This window comes from Bacillus sp. RIT 809 (assembly GCF_016892495.1).
Classification (GTDB): domain Bacteria; phylum Bacillota; class Bacilli; order Bacillales; family Bacillaceae_G; genus Bacillus_A; species Bacillus_A cereus_U.
The window spans coordinates 55121-70898 of the sequence record NZ_JAFEMR010000006.1; the positions used below are offsets into that span (position 1 = coordinate 55121).

Here is a 15778-nt window from a genome sequence, read left to right on the forward strand (position 1 = left end):
TAGATGATAAAGTTTTTAGAGAAATATGTGATGCCAGTAGCAGGAAAGGTTGCAGAGCAGAGACATTTGCAAGCGATTCGTGATGGGATTATTTTGACGATGCCTTTCTTGATTATCGGATCTTTTTTTCTAATTATTAGCGCTTTACCCATACCAGGGTATAATGATTTTATGGCAGGATTGTTTGGGGAGAGTTGGCAAAAGGCTTTGGGGTATCCAGTTAGCGCAACATTTAATATAATGTCTTTAATAGCCACTTTTGGAATCGCTTACAGACTTGGAGGATACTATAAGGTCGATGCATTAGCGGCAGGGGCGTTATCACTTGTGACATTCTTACTTGCAACTCCATTTCAAGTTGCATATATAATACCAAGTACGAAGGAAAGTGTACTTATAGAAGGGGCTATACCAGCTGTATTAATGGGAAGCCAAGGGTTATTCGTTGCGATGATTATAGCACTTATATCTACTGAACTTTATAGATTTATTGTACAAAAAAAGCTGATTATAAAAATGCCAGAAACGGTACCGCCAGCTGTGACACGTTCATTTGCAGCACTCGTTCCAGGATTTATTGTTGTAACTGTTATTTGGATCTTGCGCTTAATGATAGAAAATACTTCTTTCGGCAGCATCCATAATATTGTGGGGAAAATTTTACAAGAACCACTTAGTGCACTTGGTGCCAGTCTTTGGGGCGCAGTAATAGCCGTTATTATTGTCCATGTACTTTGGGCGTGTGGAATTCATGGCGCTGCAATTGTTGGCGGTGTAATGAGCCCGATTTGGTTGTCGTTAATGGACCAAAACCGAATTGCTTTTCAGGCTGGTCAAGACGTACCGAATACGATTACTGCGCAGTTCTTTGACTTATGGATTTATATGGGCGGTTCTGGTGCAACACTTGCTTTAGTTGTAGGAATGTTATTATTTGCGCGAAGTCAGCAATTGAAAAGTTTAGGACGATTGTCGATTGCACCTGGTATTTTTAATATTAATGAAATGGTGACTTTCGGCATGCCAATTGTAATGAACCCACTTTTACTTATTCCATTTATATTGGTGCCAGTCGTGTTAACGGTTGTTTCTTATTTTGCAATGGAATGGGGATGGGTTGCACGTCCGAGCGGAGCTGCTGTACCTTGGACCACACCTATTCTTTTTAGTGGATATTTAGGATCAGGCGGGAAAATTTCAGGGGTTGTTTTGCAACTCGTTAACTTTGCGCTTGCATTCTTTATTTACTTGCCATTCTTAAAAATATGGGATAAACAAAAAGTAGCGGAAGAAAAGGGGGAGTAAAGAACTAAAATGGATACGATAGAGACGAAAGCTTTTCATTTAATTTTGCATGGGGGAAATGCGAGAAGCTGTTCAATGGAAGCAATTGATTGCGCAAAGCGCGGTGAATTTCAGGAAGCGGAAGCTAAACTACAAGAAGCTTTAAATGAATTGCAAGAGGCGCACCGTTTACAAACAGAGCTCATACAGAAAGAGGCTGGTGGGGAAAAGACAGAAGTTACCCTGCTGATGGTACATGCGCAAGATCATTTAATGAATGCAATTACAGTGAAGGAATTGGCGAGTGAGTTTGTAGAATTATATAGGAAGATGTCAGTGGCTGAATGAACCTTGCTTATGCAAGGTTTTTTTATGTTTTTAAAAGAGCCAGTTATGATGAAAAGAGGGCTACTTACGCAGGATTGTATGTGTTATTTCCAGGTTGGTGTAAAAATGGGAATGTAAGGCGAACTTCATTATATGGTTTATGCTGACTTTATATTGGAAACGAAAAATAGCAAAATTCAATATTAATTAAGATGAATAGACTATGTATGTGTGCTTACCATCAGTGGAGTGTTATAAGTTCCACTGATGGTATTTTTATATTAACAAGCCTCCTTCTTCATGGGAAATGGGGATGATAACTAATCGATAGTAACAAATTCTCCTACACCACGAATTAATTTTTTTATATGCATACGTTCTGGTTTTAATACGCTTATTATAGAATCAATGGCTTTTTGAGGATCAACAGATGTGCCGCAAGTATAACAATCAATTGCTGCAAATTTTTTTTCAGGATAAGTGTGAATAGAGAGATGGCTCTCTGATAATAAAATTAATACGGTAACTCCATATGGGTGGAATTCCTTGTTACTTACATTTAAAACGTGGGCACCAGAGCAATTCGCAGCGGCAACTAAATGATGCTCTAAAAAATGGACATCATTTAATAGAGAAAAATCCACGCCCCATAAATCTACTATTATATGACGCCCAAAAGTCGAATATTCCATACATTCATACCCTCCTTGTCAAAACTCCATTTCTTTTTGATAGCAATGATGTAGGGTAAGATCAGATTCTAAATTTAAAACGGCATTGTTACGTTGCTCTAAATGTTCTTCTTTAAATTGAAATAAAGGAGCAAGAAGAGAAGGTAGTGTTCGAGGGGATGGTACTACGTAAAATTGTTCAATTTGATCGAGTACAAACGAGGAGTTAGCGGCAATATGAAATCCCCAGTCAGTTCCGAAAGAAGGAACAATTGTATGATAGCTTTTTACAGTTAATCCGGCATGTTCAATTGTGTTACCAATACTCCAATATACAAGAGGTGCATCAGCAGGTGAATTAGATTGGCAAACAAATGCGCCATCCTCTGCTAGGAACGTAGCTATAAGGGCAAAGAGTTCACTCGTATATAAAGTACTTAATACTTCTGTCGCTGGATCCGGAAAATCAATAATAATTACATCATATAAAGAGGAAGGGGACTTCAGAAATTCTTTTGCATCACATACATGCACATTAGCACGATTATCAAAAAATGCCTGTTGATTTAACGAAACTAATTCTGGAACATTGCGGGCCATCTTAATCATTTCTTCGTCTAAGTCGACGAGGTCTACATGGATAACCGTTTCATATTTTAAAACCTCTCTTAAAGCAAGACCGTCGCCACCACCTAATATGAGAACACGCTTTGGATCTATTACCTTTGACATAATCGGATGAACTAGTGCCTCATGATAGATTTGCTCATCGACGGAACTAAATTGTAGCTGTTTATCCAAATATAGACGAATATCGCTTACTTGGAGTAAATTAATGTTTTGATAATTGCTTTTTTCTTCAAATAAACTTGTATGTTCGCCAGCTTGTATTTCGTTTAGCGAAATTTCATCCCATACATCTAAACTGTGCGAATCTGTGGGTACTATTATTACATTTTCCGATTGTACTTGCTTATCGTCTTCGTCCTGTTTATCTTGCTTATCGTGTTTATCTGGTTTGTCCTGCTTGTCTTGTTTATCTTGCTTGTCTTGCTTGTCTTGCTTGTCTTGCTTGTCTTGCTTGTCTTGCTTGTCTTGCTTGTCTTGCTTGTCTTGCTTGTCTTGCTTGTCTTGCTTGTCTTGCTTGTCTTGCTTGTCTTGCTTGTCTTGTTTATCTTGTTTATCTTGCTTGTCTTGCTTGTCTTGTTTGTCTTGTTTACCTGGTTTACCTGGTTTACCTGGTTTGTCTTGTTTATCTTGTTTGTCTTGCTTTTCTTGTTTATCTTGCTTGTCTTGTTTATCTTGCTTGTCTTGCTTGTCTTGTTTGTCTTGTTTACCTGGTTTACCTGGTTTGTCTTGTTTATCTTGTTTGTCTTGTTTATCTTGTTTATCTTGTTTATCTTGTTTGTCTTGTTTGTCTTGTTTGTCTTGTTTACCTGGTTTACCTGGTTTGTCTTGTTTATCTTGCTTATCTTGTTTGTCTTGCTTGTCTTGTTTACCTGGTTTGTCCTGTTTATCTTGCTTGTCTTGCTTGTCTTGTTTATCTTGCTTGTCTTGTTTATCTTGCTTGTCTTGTTTATCTTGCTTGTCTTGTTTATCTTGCTTGTCTTGTTTATCTTGCTTGTTTTGTTTATCTTGCTTATCTTGTTTGTCTTGTTTACCTGGTTTGTCTTGTTTATCTTGTTTGTCCTGTTTATCTTGTTTATCTTGTTTGTCCTGCTTGTCTTGCTTATTTTGTTTATCTTGTTTGTCCTGTTTATCTTGTTTGTCTTGCGTATCTTCAGTGTCCTGTTTGTCTAGTTTATACGTGTTTGAATCTAGTTCAGAACCCTCCTCATGTTTATACCATGTATTTTGAAACTGTATTCTATAAATTTTCATTCTATTCTTTTTTCTATGCTTTGGCATTGGAATCCCCTTTCGAAATACTTTATTTTATTCTATTCTATGTAATTTAATAGAGTTTGACTGGACAATAGGTAGACGAGTGTCTTGAATAGGTATTTGTTTTTGATTTGAGTCGAAATATTATATTTTTCGTTATTATATTTTCACGCTTTAAAAAAATTTAGTGTTTTTTTGTTTTAAATACAACTAGACAACTAAACACTAATCTATTTTCATACAGTTATGTGTTAAAAGCGTGTTGTTTTATAACACACTGTGTGTTTTTTTGGTGACACACTGATTGAAAGCGGTAACACACAAATGAATTGCTCGAAAAAACGCTGATTTTAGGCGTTTTAAAAAGTTGGCACGCTAATTGCATTAATAAATAGCGTAAAGAAAAATAAAAAACATAAATTTTTTATACCACACAAGGGGGATTTATAAATGAATATTTTATTATGTTGTTCAGCAGGGATGTCTACAAGTTTACTAGTTACAAAAATGGAAGCGGCTGCAAAAGCTCGTGGTCTAGAAGGTAAGATTTGGGCTGTATCTGGGGATGCAGTAAAAAACAATATCGATCAAGCAGATGTATTATTACTAGGACCACAAGTTCGTTACATGCTTTCTACAATGAAAACGCTTGCCGATGAGAAGAACGTTGGAGTCGATGTTATTAATCCAATGCACTACGGCATGATGAATGGAGAAGCAGTTTTAGATCACGCGTTAACACTTAAAAAATAATTAGGGGGGAAGCGAAATGCAAAAATTTATTGCATTTATGGAGAAGTATATTGTTCCTGTCGCTGGTAAAATCGGATCACAACGTCACTTAGCTGCGATCCGTGATGGATTTATTGCAGTTATGCCACTTATTTTAGTTGGTGCACTTGCATCACTAATTAATGGTTTTCCATCTGAAGCTTTCCAAGATTTCATGAAAGGTTTGTTTGGTGAAACGTGGAAACAAGTTGGCGGTGGAATGTGGACCGGTTCTTTCGCAATTCTAGCGCTAATCATAGCATTTACAACAAGTTATAACTTAGCAAAATCTTACGGCGTTGATGGTTTGTCAGCAGGTATTATTTCATTTGGTGCGTTAATTATTCTTACGCCAACAACACCGAAAGAAGGCGGATTGAACTTAGCTTGGACAGGTGCACAAGGGTTATTCGTAGCAATTATCGTGGCACTCCTTGTTACTGAAGTATTCCGTTTCTTTGTACAAAGAGAAATTACATTTAAAATGCCTGATGGAGTACCACCAGCAGTTTTAAGATCTTTCGCAGCTTTAGTTCCTGCATTTGTTATCTTAACAGCAGTTGCAGGTATTCAACTAGCAGTGAAATTAGCTGGTACAAGTGTTCATGAATTTATCTTTAATACGATTCAATTACCATTGCAAAGTTTAGCAGGGACATTACCAAGTGCAATTGTCATTGTATTCCTTGTTCATCTTCTTTGGTTCTTCGGTTTACATGGTCCAAATATCGTTGGTGGTATTATTGAGCCATTATACTTACCAGCATTAGAGAAAAATATTAATTTATTCAAAGGTGGCACATCTGCATTTGATGTTCCAAACATTGTTACAAAACCATTCTTTGATACTTTCGTATATCTTGGTGGTTCTGGTGCAACATTAGCGTTCTTAGTAGTTGTATTACTTGTAGCGAAAAGTGCACAACTACGTGGTGTATCTCGTCTATCAATTGGTCCAGGTGCATTCAACATTAACGAACCAGTAATCTTTGGTACACCAATTATTTTAAATCCAATTTTATTCTTACCGTTTATCCTAACACCAATTGTATTAGTAATTACTTCTTATACAGCTATATCTATTGGTTGGGTACCAAAAACAGTTGTGATGATTCCATGGGCAACACCACCAATTATTAGTGGTTATCTTGTAACAGGTGGACATATTTCTGGTGCGATTCTACAGTTATTCAACTTTGTAATTGCAATGGTAATCTATTATCCATTCGTTGTGTTATCTGACCGTTCAGTTGTTCGTACTGAAAAAGCAGCAGCGCAAGGAAATAACAACTCTGTACCTATGTAACATAGAGATTGTTCTCACAGATAACATTATCTGTGAGAACAATTACCTTTATATCATGTTCAAAAAGATGAGACCCATCTACAAGAACACCAAACAATCATTAATAAAATAATAATTTAATAGACATGTTCAAACTGAAGGGGTATTTAAATCGGTTGAACCTTATAGAGAGGGCGGTAATTATGATGACTACAGCAGAACAAATTCCATTCCAATTGATTTTAAATAGTGGTAATGCACGAAGCTTTGCAATGGAGGCACTGCAATTTGCCAAACAGGGGAAAATGGCGGAAGCAGATGAAGCGATGGTAAAGGCGAAAGAAGCGATTAATGAAGCGCATCATTTCCAAACAGAGCTCATACAATCAGAAGCAAGAGGGGAAAAAACAGAGATTAGTGTTCTTTTAATTCATGCACAAGATCATTTAATGAATTCTATTACAGTAAAAGAATTAGCAGCAGAATTTATTGACCTTTATAAAAAGCTAGAAGCGAAAGGGGAATAAAGCATGACTGGAATTAAAATTGCTACAATCGGCGGTGGCTCTAGTTATACACCAGAGTTAATTGAAGGATTTATTAAACGTTATGACGAGCTTCCTGTTCGTGAAATTTGGTTAGTAGATATTGAGGCAGGAAAAGAAAAGTTAGAAATCGTTGGTAACTTAGCGAAACGTATGGTGAAAAAATCAGGTTTACCAATTGATATTCATTTAACACTTGATCGCCGTGAGGCATTAAAAGATGCTGACTTCGTAACAACGCAGCTTCGCGTTGGTTTATTAGAAGCACGTGCAAAAGATGAAGCAATTCCATTAAAATATGATGTAATTGGTCAGGAAACGAATGGTCCTGGTGGTTTGTTCAAAGCGCTGAGAACGATTCCTGTTATTTTAGATATTTGTAAGGACATGGAGGAGCTATGTCCAAATGCATGGCTTATTAACTTCGCAAACCCAGCAGGTATGGTAACAGAAGCTGTACTTCGTTACACGAACATTCAACGAGTAGTTGGTCTATGTAACGTTCCAATTGGAATTCGCATGGGTCTTGCAAGATTACTTGAAGTAGATGCAAGCCGTGTCCATGTTGATTTCGCTGGTTTAAACCATATGGTATACGGATTAGATGTATACTTGGATGGCGTAAGCGTAATGGATCGTGTATTAGAACTTGTAACAGATCCAGAAAAGCAAATTACGATGGAAAACATCGCTGCGCTTAACTGGGAGCCAGATTTCATTCGTGGTCTTCGCGCTATTCCATGTCCATACCATCGTTACTACTATAAAACACGTGAAATGTTAGAAGAAGAGAAAGAAGCTTCGATTGAAAAAGGTACACGTGCAGAAGTAGTAAAACAATTAGAAAATGATTTATTCGAGTTATATAAAGACCCGAATTTAGATATTAAACCACCACAATTAGAAAAACGTGGCGGAGCTTATTATAGTGATGCAGCATGTAGCTTAATTACGTCTATTTATAATAATAAAGGTGATATCCAGCCTGTTAATACACGAAACAACGGAACAATTGCAAGCTTGCCACATGATTCGGCTGTTGAAGTGAACTGTATTATTACGAAAGAAGGTCCAAAACCAATTGCGGTTGGAGACTTACCGGTACCAGTTCGCGGTTTAGTACAGCAAATTAAATCATTTGAGCGCACAACAATTGAAGCTGCTATTACAGGGGATTATCATAAGGCGCTGCTTGCTATGACTATTAATCCACTTGTACCATCAGATAAAGTTGCAAAACAAATTTTAGATGAAATGTTGGAAGCACATAAAGAACATCTTCCACAATTCTTTAAGAAGATAGAGAAATAAAGCGGCGCTATTTAGCCCGCTTTTTTTAATTCTAGTAGGAGGTATTGCGATGATTAAGCTAATTGTAAACGCAGATGATTTCGGTCTTACGGAAGGTACAAATTACGGAATTATTGATGGACATAAAAACGGGCTTGTAAATTCAACGACGATGATGATGAATATGCCAGGGACAGAGCATGCCGTACGTTTGGCGAAAGAGTATAAAACGTTAGGAGTAGGAGTGCATCTCGTATTAACGGCAGGAGAACCGTTTCTTAAAGACGTTCCATCACTTGTGAGTAGCGATGGATTGTTTCATAAACAAAGTGTTGTATGGGAAGGCAATATAAATCCAGAAGAGGTTGAAAGAGAGTGGACGGCTCAAATTGAGAAATTTTTGTCTTACGGTTTAACACCAACTCATTTAGATAGTCATCATCACGTGCATGGATTACCGCTTTTACACGACGTTCTTGAGAGCTTAGCAAGTAAATATAATGTTCCAATTCGTCGTTGTGAAGAAGAGCGAGCGGTGCACCCATTTTCAGATGTGTTTTACAGTGATTTTTACGCTGACGGTGTGACGGAAGATTATTTTGTGAAGTTAAAGGAAAGAGTGCAGGACGAGCAAACGGTAGAAATTATGGTGCATCCAGCTTATATTGACCCAGAGCTTGTGAAACGTTCTTCTTACGTAATGGATCGCGTGAAAGAGTTGCGTATTTTAACGGAGAGCGAATTGCCTGAGGGAATAGAGCTTGTGAAGTTTTAATAGGAAAACGACGGCTAAATGGGGCCGTCGTTTTTTGTGCTTACAAAATGGATAGAACATATCCACCGAAGGCTCCGAGTATAACGATAACCCAAGGTGGTGTTTTCCAAAAAGCGAGTAAGCAAAATAGAAGAGAAGCAAAAACGAAATCTATAGAATTCATAATTGTACTCGTCCAAATTGGATCATAAAAAGCTGCAAGTAAAATGCCGACAACGGCTGCGTTTACTCCAAGTAGTGCACCTTGTATGTAAGATACTCTCCTTACACTGTCCCAAAACGGTAAAACGCCAACAACGAGCAGGAAGGCAGGAAGAAAGATAGCGATCGTTGCAATAACTGCTCCGGCGGTTCCATTTAGCACTGCTCCTATATAAGAAGCGAATGTAAATAGTGGCCCTGGCACTGCTTGTGTTAATCCGTATCCAGCTAGAAATTGTTCTTTTGTCATCATCCCGTTTTGTACAAACTCACTTTCAAGAAGAGGAAGTACGACGTGCCCTCCTCCGAATACAAGTGCACCAGAGCGATAGAAGCTGTCAAATAAAGAGATGAAATAAGAGTACGGTCGTAACATTGGTAGCAGTATTAATAGCCCGAAGAATAAGATGAGACAAGACATGGCTACCATTTTTGAAATAGGTACGTTTATTTTATGAGCTTGGCTAACTGGTTGGTCGCGATATAAAAACCAGCCGATAAAGCCAGATACTATAATGAGAATGACTTGTGTCCAGCCACTTGGCCATAATAGGGCGATTGCGGCAGTTGCAATTGCGATTGTTGCACGGTTTCGGTCCGGTGTTAACTTTTGAGCCATTCCCCATATTGCATGAGCGACAATTGCGACCGCTACAAGTTTCAGTCCATGAATCCAGCCTGTACTTCCAAGTTCGAACTGGTTAAGGAAGGAAGCGAAGAAAACTAAAACGAGCACAGATGGTAGAGTGAATCCAATCCATGAAATAATTGCTCCTAATAATCCGCCGCGTAATAACCCAACTCCCATACCGACTTGGCTGCTAGCAGGGCCAGGAAGGAATTGACATAGTGCCACTAAGTCTCCGTAACTTCTTTCATCCATCCATTTTCTTTTTTGCACGTATTCATGGTGAAAATAACCAAGATGGGCGACAGGGCCTCCAAACGAAGTAAGCCCTAATTTAAATGATACGAGAAAAATCTCCATTAATAATTGAATAGAATAGTTTTTATTTTTCAAGATACCCTCCCAGAATGTTTTTCTAAGTGCATTATACAAGGGGCAGTAAAGTGAATGAAATGATTTCTATGTAAAGATTTTGTGAATCTTTTAGTTGTAATTAAAATTTGAAAAAGTCATAAATGATTATGTCTAAACCATAAAGTAGTAGAAGTAGTGCTGGGAAATTTATATGAGGAGAATGCCCGTATGACAACACATTTCTTTGCTAGGTTAACAGGAAAGAGGGAAGTACCTCCTGTAAATACAGAAGCTTACGGTGTAACAGAGCTCATTTTTAGTGAAGATTTAAAGAAGTTGCAATATCGGGTCATATTAAAAAACATAAAAAAAATCACGTCATGCCAAATTCATTTAGGGAAAGCGAATCAAATTGGTCCAGTTGTTTTAAGTTTGTTTGGTCCATTAGAGCAAGGAATTAGTGTGAATGAAGGAGTCGTTACTGGTGTAGCTAAAGTGGAAGATTTTGAAGGGCCTTTACAGGGGAGAGCATTTGACAGCTTGTTTCAAGAGATAATGCAAGCAAATGTATATGTAAATGTTTATACGAAATCTAATAAAAAGGGAGAAATAAGGGGGAGAATAAGGGAAGTAAAGAAGTAAGCGAAAAGGCTGTCCAAAAAACATTTTGGAACAGCCTTTTCTATTTATATAGAGTGCTACTATTGTTAATTATTTTCGGTAAATCAATATATTTTAAAAATCGCTAATATAATTTCATTTACTACGTACTTAGGGTACTACTCGAACATATCGCCTAGTTTAATTCTTTACAGGTTGATTTTTGATGAAGAAGTCCATTATATAAAATACTTCGTCATCTGGTATTTGTATTTCAAATGTATTTTCGATAGGTTGCAGTGCTTTTTTCACTTTCATATACATCCAGTACTCATCTTGTCTTCGTTTCTCTTTATCAGGATGAGGGAGGAGACTTTCGCCTTTTTGAAGACGGTCAACCATGCAGCTCATATGCAAAATCACACCCATTAAACTGTCGGGAGTTAGCTGTAAAGAAATCAATTCCTGAATTGTATTTAATGCATAACGAATTGTTTTAATAAGTAATGCCCCATCGTTACGCTGCATTTGTTGTTCAAGAATATCAGCCATTTTCGCATATGTTTCTTCATACGTAATCAATTCTTGAATTGGTTGAATAGCTGTGTAGTTCACAATGTCTTGGAAATGATATGTTAAGCAAGGTACTTGCACATCGAAATTCGTGACGATACAAATGATATTACGCTCTTTTTTTATGTTCTCGATCATTTTCGTTAAATCTTTTTCATGAACGATGCTAATCGGAATAATTTCAATTAAGTCTTTATCAAAGCGTAAATAGTTCTCTAACATTTTTTGAATTGCTAAAGCACTTCCTTCGCCAGTTAAACAAGCTGTTAAAATCACGGATTTCATTGGTGATAGTGGCTTTTTCTTTTCTTCCTGTACGTTTAAATAGAACGGCGTTAAGTTCTTCACTGTTTCGTATAGTGCATCTAATGAGTAGCCAAGCTGAGCTTTTCGAGCTGCTTCTAGTGCGTGTGGTGTACTCGTCATTGAAAGAACACGGACAGGGATTTTGAATTCAGTTTCTAATATATCACCAATATAAGCGAGAGATCCCATATCAACAAGTAAGAGAAGCCCGTTTACATTTTGAAGTGTGTTCATATACACTTTAACACGCTCTAAGAAGTCTTTTGGTGATTCATGCAAGGGCATATCGATACCAGTTACTTCATTGATACCGAGAAGTTCGTTTGAAACGTTTGCCATTTCTGTTGCGATGCCATTACCGTGTGCTAATATTAATACTTTTACTTCTGTTTGTGAGGCAGGAATTGGATCAACAACGAAGAACATTGTTAAAAAGCCAGCTTCATCAATAGGCATTGTTATTTGTAATTCTTCTTCTAATAGCTGAATACATTGCATAGCTACGGAAAAAGCTTCTTTATATTTCGTACGAATTTGATTTAATTGTGGGTGGTGAATTTGCTTCCCGCCCTGTAAACGTTGTAGAGTTGTCTGTACATGTAAACTTAAAGCGAGAAACACTTTTTCATCGAAAGTTTTAGATAAATATTTTTCAGCTAGTTCCGCAATTTTTTCACATATGGAAACGATATTACGATCCACAATTTTAAAAACATTTTCATGACTTGTTTTTTTAGATATTTGGTTAAAGTATTGGACGAAAAAGCTTTGAATATCATTTTCTATTAATAATTCTAATTCTTCCTCTTCAATGCCGCGTGCTTGAAGTTCTTCATATTTATAATCAATATAATCGTAAATAGAAGAGCGACTTCCTTCGGGTTTTATTGTATGTTTACTCCAACCTTCATCACCTGTAAATACAAATGTTTCATTTGGTATTTGATATAGATGACGGCTCTTTCTTTCAATAAATAATCCTTCTTTCATATACCAAGGTAAATCTGTACTTGAAACACAGACAGAATCACGTTTTTTTGTTACGAAATCAGAATAAGCTTTCGCACAGGCAATTTGTACGTCCGTTTTCAATTGTCCGATGTTATTTGGACAATTGTAAAAGACGAAAGCGCGCATTGTATTTGGACTAACATGAATCTCTTTCCTTAGACGAATTGCTTCATTTGTGAAAAATAGCTGTAGTAAGGCAAATCGTTCTTTATGTGTTCGCTCACGAAGTGGTGGAAGCGTAACGGTCATCGGAATACGTCTTGTAAATGTTTTTAGTAAAAATGAATTTGGTTCTTCGGTTGTTGCAGTAATAATCAACACTCGTGCCTTACGTTCATTTTCTGTTTCTCCGAGGCGGCGGTATACCCCGCGGTCAATGAAGGTGAAAAGCATTTCTTGTCCCTCTGGAGGAAGGCGATGTACTTCATCTAAGAAAAGGATTCCTTCATGTGCTTTTTCAATTAATCCTTTTTGATCACTGGCACCTGTGTAAGCTCCTTTTTTTATCCCAAATAACTGTCCAAGTAGTAGTTGTGGATTGTTTGCATAATCAGCACAGTTAAAGACGATAAAAGGTGCATCTTTTGGAAGTTGTTCCACTTCAATTGCGTATTCGTGCATTAAAGAAGCGAACATCGATTTTCCGACACCTGTTTCTCCAAGTAGTAAAGTATGCATACCGTTTGGAGGGTAGAGAATAGAAGCTTTTGCTTTTTCAATTGCAATTTTTAGGCTTGTATTTTCAATAGCAAATGTATCTAATGAAGTGCCCTTTGTTGAATGCGTTTCCAATGAAGTGTTCGTTTCTATATAAAAACGGACAGGGCGTGTACTCGTTTTTAATAAACGATTATCTTTCACAAGCTTGTTTAAATCGCTACTAACATTTGCACGGTCTAACTGTAGAAGTGTAGCGAGTTCTGATGCTGTTACACCTTCTGTATAATTCCCTTTTTGTATTGCGTTAAAAATGAGATCTATTCGTTTCATTTCTATTCACCTCGAAACTTCATCACTATTTAAAATTTTACACAAAAATGGGAAGTGTGGGAAGAGAAAAATAAAACAGCTTTAGTACATAGGCACTAAAGCTGTTACAATCTTGTGTCTTTCCAAAAATTCACTTCGAGATGGGAAGATGGATTGTAGGGAAGTAGCTTATATCCTTGTGATTGCAAATAATCAATTACTTTTGGGAGTATTTGCACTGTGACACTAGAATCATGCATTAAAATAACCTCTACTTGTTCATCGCTTTGATTTCGTACTCTTTCTAGTATTGCGGAAGGATTATCATAGCTTTTCCAGTCATATGTATCAATTGTCCAATCCCACATTTTATACTGGGCAGATACGAGTGCGTCGCGGTAATTCTTTTTTAAGTAAGGCATGCTACCGTATGGGACACGAACGAGATGTGTATTTAAATGTGTAACTTGCTGGACGATGTTTTGGGTGTGCTCCATTTCTGCAATTAAAACAGATGGATCGCCAGTATAAAGACGTTTTACATCATGCGACATACTATGGAGACCGATATAATGTCCATCTTTAATCAATCGCTCCATCGTTTTTTTATAATGTGGCACCTTTCCGCCAATAACGAAGAAAGTTGCTTTTCCGTTCTTCTCTTTTAAAATATTTAAAATTTGTGGTGTGTATTTATTTGGTCCGTCATCAAATGTTAAGTACGCAATTTTTTTTGTAGGAGAGGTAGTTTGAGTGCTTTGGTGATCTTCTGCTTGAATGTCTGTAGTTGCTTTTGTATTCGATGATGCGTACATAGTAATAGTTAAAAATAAAATTATACATTGAAGTAATCGCTTGATCATAACATTCACCCTCAGTTTGACAATCAAGATGTAAAAATGAAAATTTGATACTTTTTTCGTTACCTTCGATATACGTATATCTTTCTCCAATAGAGGCACTCTCAAACAATCTATATTTTGGAAATAGGAAATAAGGAATAAAAAACAAAAAAATAGCACCCTCTTCCAAGGAAGAGGGTGCTATTTGAATATTTCATAATAGTAAAGGCTATACTACAATTAGTCTTCGCGTTTTTTCACTTTTTTATAGAAGGAAATAATTGGTTTGTAACGTTCGTGTACAAGACCGATTACTTCAGCAATGATTTCTGTAAAGAAGATTAAAATGAAAAGAAGAATAATGGATAACCATAATGTTGCACTACTGAAAATAATTGCATTTACACTAAAGAAAATACCCAATGCGTAAATAATTAGTACCGTTTTACGATGAGAGAATCCCATTGCAAGCAAACGGTGATGTAAATGCGATTTATCAGGTGCTGAAATAGGCTTTTTATTTACGATACGGCGGATAATTGCAAACGTCGTATCAAATATAGGTACACCTAAAATAATGATTGGAACGATAAAACTGAATAACGTTACGCTTTTGTATAATCCAAGTAACGATATAACAGAAATACAGTATCCTAAAAATAGTGCTCCTGTATCTCCCATGAAAATTTTTGCTGGATGGAAGTTGTAGAATAAAAATCCAATTGTACTTGCTAATGTAATCAGTGCTAGAGGTAATATAATAGCTGCTCCAGTACCCCATGGGCTAGTGAAGGCCATATATGCTAGCGTTGCAAGTACGATAGATGAAATCCCTGCGGATAATCCATCTAATCCATCAATTAAGTTGATGGCATTTGTAATACCTACAATCCAAAATACAGTAATTGGATAAGCAAGCCATCCGAGTTCGGTATCTCCAAGAATTGGAATATATAATACTTGCACTAATAATCCACTTTTTACAATCATGATGGCAACTAATAGTTGTCCACCGAATTTTACCCTCGCAGATAGTTCGTACATATCATCTAAAATCCCGATGATAACAATGATGATAGCACCTAAAGTTATCGATAACATTCTTTGTTCGTACAATCCACCGACAACAAATCCTACGGCTACACCGATGAAAATTGCTAACCCGCCAAGACGAGGCATAATTTTTTGGTGTACTTTACGCGCATTTGGCTTGTCTGTTGCTCCTATTTTGAAAGCTAATTTAATAACTAAAGGAGTAACGACGAGTACAGTGATGAAAGATGCCAAAATGGCATAAATCACTTGTGAGTCCATTAATACCCCACCCTTTATAGTTTAACGTAATTTTTCTAATTGTATTTATCTGAAAATTATGATGTTTATTTACAGGCTCATAACATATGGTATCACAAAAAGATTAGAATTCAATCTTTTTTTCTTTTGGCTGTAAAGGGGAGTGAAT

General features: G+C 36.8%; 13 protein-coding genes and 1 pseudogene. 8 read left to right on the top strand and 6 right to left on the bottom strand.

Translation table 11 applies throughout. The annotated features are described in order from the left end of the window. Positions 1–3: 3 nt before the first annotated feature. Positions 4–1305, top strand: coding sequence for a PTS cellobiose transporter subunit IIC (celB, locus tag JTF23_RS08640; protein ID WP_204208524.1), 1302 nt, complete (start codon positions 4–6; stop codon positions 1303–1305). 9 nt (positions 1306–1314) lie between these two features. After that, the gene (locus JTF23_RS08645) at positions 1315–1632 is read left to right on the top strand and encodes a PTS sugar transporter subunit IIA (RefSeq protein WP_071769811.1); all 318 of its coding nucleotides are present in this window, start codon (positions 1315–1317) and stop codon (positions 1630–1632) included. Positions 1633–1931: 299 nt separating this feature from the next. On the opposite strand, the gene speD is transcribed toward JTF23_RS08645, so the two are convergent. Further along, positions 1932–2303, bottom strand: a complete 372-nt coding sequence (gene speD, locus JTF23_RS08650; RefSeq protein ID WP_204208525.1) for an adenosylmethionine decarboxylase — start codon at positions 2301–2303, stop codon at positions 1932–1934. 18 nt (positions 2304–2321) lie between these two features. Further along, positions 2322–3557 (bottom strand): annotated as a pseudogene (locus JTF23_RS28195) (polyamine aminopropyltransferase); the annotation flags it as partial. Positions 3558–4616: 1059 nt separating this feature from the next. Here JTF23_RS28195 and JTF23_RS08665 point away from each other — a divergent pair. The 5 genes from JTF23_RS08665 (at position 4617) to chbG (ending at position 8832) form a co-directional block, all read left to right on the top strand. Further along, entirely contained in the window at positions 4617–4919 is a 303-nt protein-coding gene (locus JTF23_RS08665; RefSeq protein ID WP_001023565.1) for a PTS sugar transporter subunit IIB, read from the top strand. A gap of 16 nt (positions 4920–4935) precedes the next feature. Next, a complete protein-coding gene (celB, locus tag JTF23_RS08670) occupies positions 4936–6243 on the top strand; it encodes a PTS cellobiose transporter subunit IIC (protein WP_078173370.1) in 1308 nt (435 codons plus the stop codon). Between the two features lie 182 nt (positions 6244–6425). Then, a complete protein-coding gene (locus JTF23_RS08675; protein ID WP_000989054.1) occupies positions 6426–6749 on the top strand; it encodes a PTS lactose/cellobiose transporter subunit IIA in 324 nt (107 codons plus the stop codon). Between the two features lie 3 nt (positions 6750–6752). After that, on the top strand, positions 6753–8078 hold the full coding sequence (gene celF, locus JTF23_RS08680; protein WP_078173371.1) for a 6-phospho-beta-glucosidase: 1326 nt from the start codon (positions 6753–6755) through the stop codon (positions 8076–8078). Positions 8079–8127: 49 nt separating this feature from the next. Further along, positions 8128–8832: a chitin disaccharide deacetylase gene (gene chbG / locus JTF23_RS08685; RefSeq protein ID WP_002159859.1), complete on the top strand. Its 705-nt coding sequence runs from the start codon at positions 8128–8130 to the stop codon at positions 8830–8832. 40 nt (positions 8833–8872) lie between these two features. Here the strand turns inward: chbG and JTF23_RS08690 are convergent, their stop codons facing one another. Further along, positions 8873–10021 carry a chromate transporter gene (locus JTF23_RS08690; RefSeq protein ID WP_374100892.1) on the bottom strand — a complete coding sequence of 383 codons (1149 nt, stop codon included), beginning with the start codon at positions 10019–10021 and terminating at the stop codon, positions 8873–8875. 222 nt (positions 10022–10243) lie between these two features. On the opposite strand from JTF23_RS08690, the gene exsM reads away from it, so the two are divergent. Continuing rightward, positions 10244–10657: an exosporium regulatory protein ExsM gene (exsM, locus tag JTF23_RS08695; RefSeq protein ID WP_002112891.1), complete on the top strand. Its 414-nt coding sequence runs from the start codon at positions 10244–10246 to the stop codon at positions 10655–10657. Positions 10658–10816: 159 nt separating this feature from the next. On the opposite strand, the gene JTF23_RS08700 is transcribed toward exsM, so the two are convergent. From JTF23_RS08700 to JTF23_RS08710, 3 genes are all read right to left on the bottom strand, one after another. Beyond that, positions 10817–13495, bottom strand: coding sequence for a sigma-54-dependent transcriptional regulator (locus JTF23_RS08700; protein WP_204208527.1), 2679 nt, complete (start codon positions 13493–13495; stop codon positions 10817–10819). Between the two features lie 104 nt (positions 13496–13599). Next, on the bottom strand, positions 13600–14337 hold the full coding sequence (locus JTF23_RS08705) for a polysaccharide deacetylase family protein (RefSeq protein WP_204208528.1): 738 nt from the start codon (positions 14335–14337) through the stop codon (positions 13600–13602). Positions 14338–14556: 219 nt separating this feature from the next. Beyond that, positions 14557–15630 (bottom strand): glycosyltransferase family 4 protein, encoded by a 1074-nt coding sequence (locus JTF23_RS08710; RefSeq protein ID WP_002068377.1) that lies wholly within the window; start codon positions 15628–15630, stop codon positions 14557–14559. Positions 15631–15778: the final 148 nt, after the last annotated feature.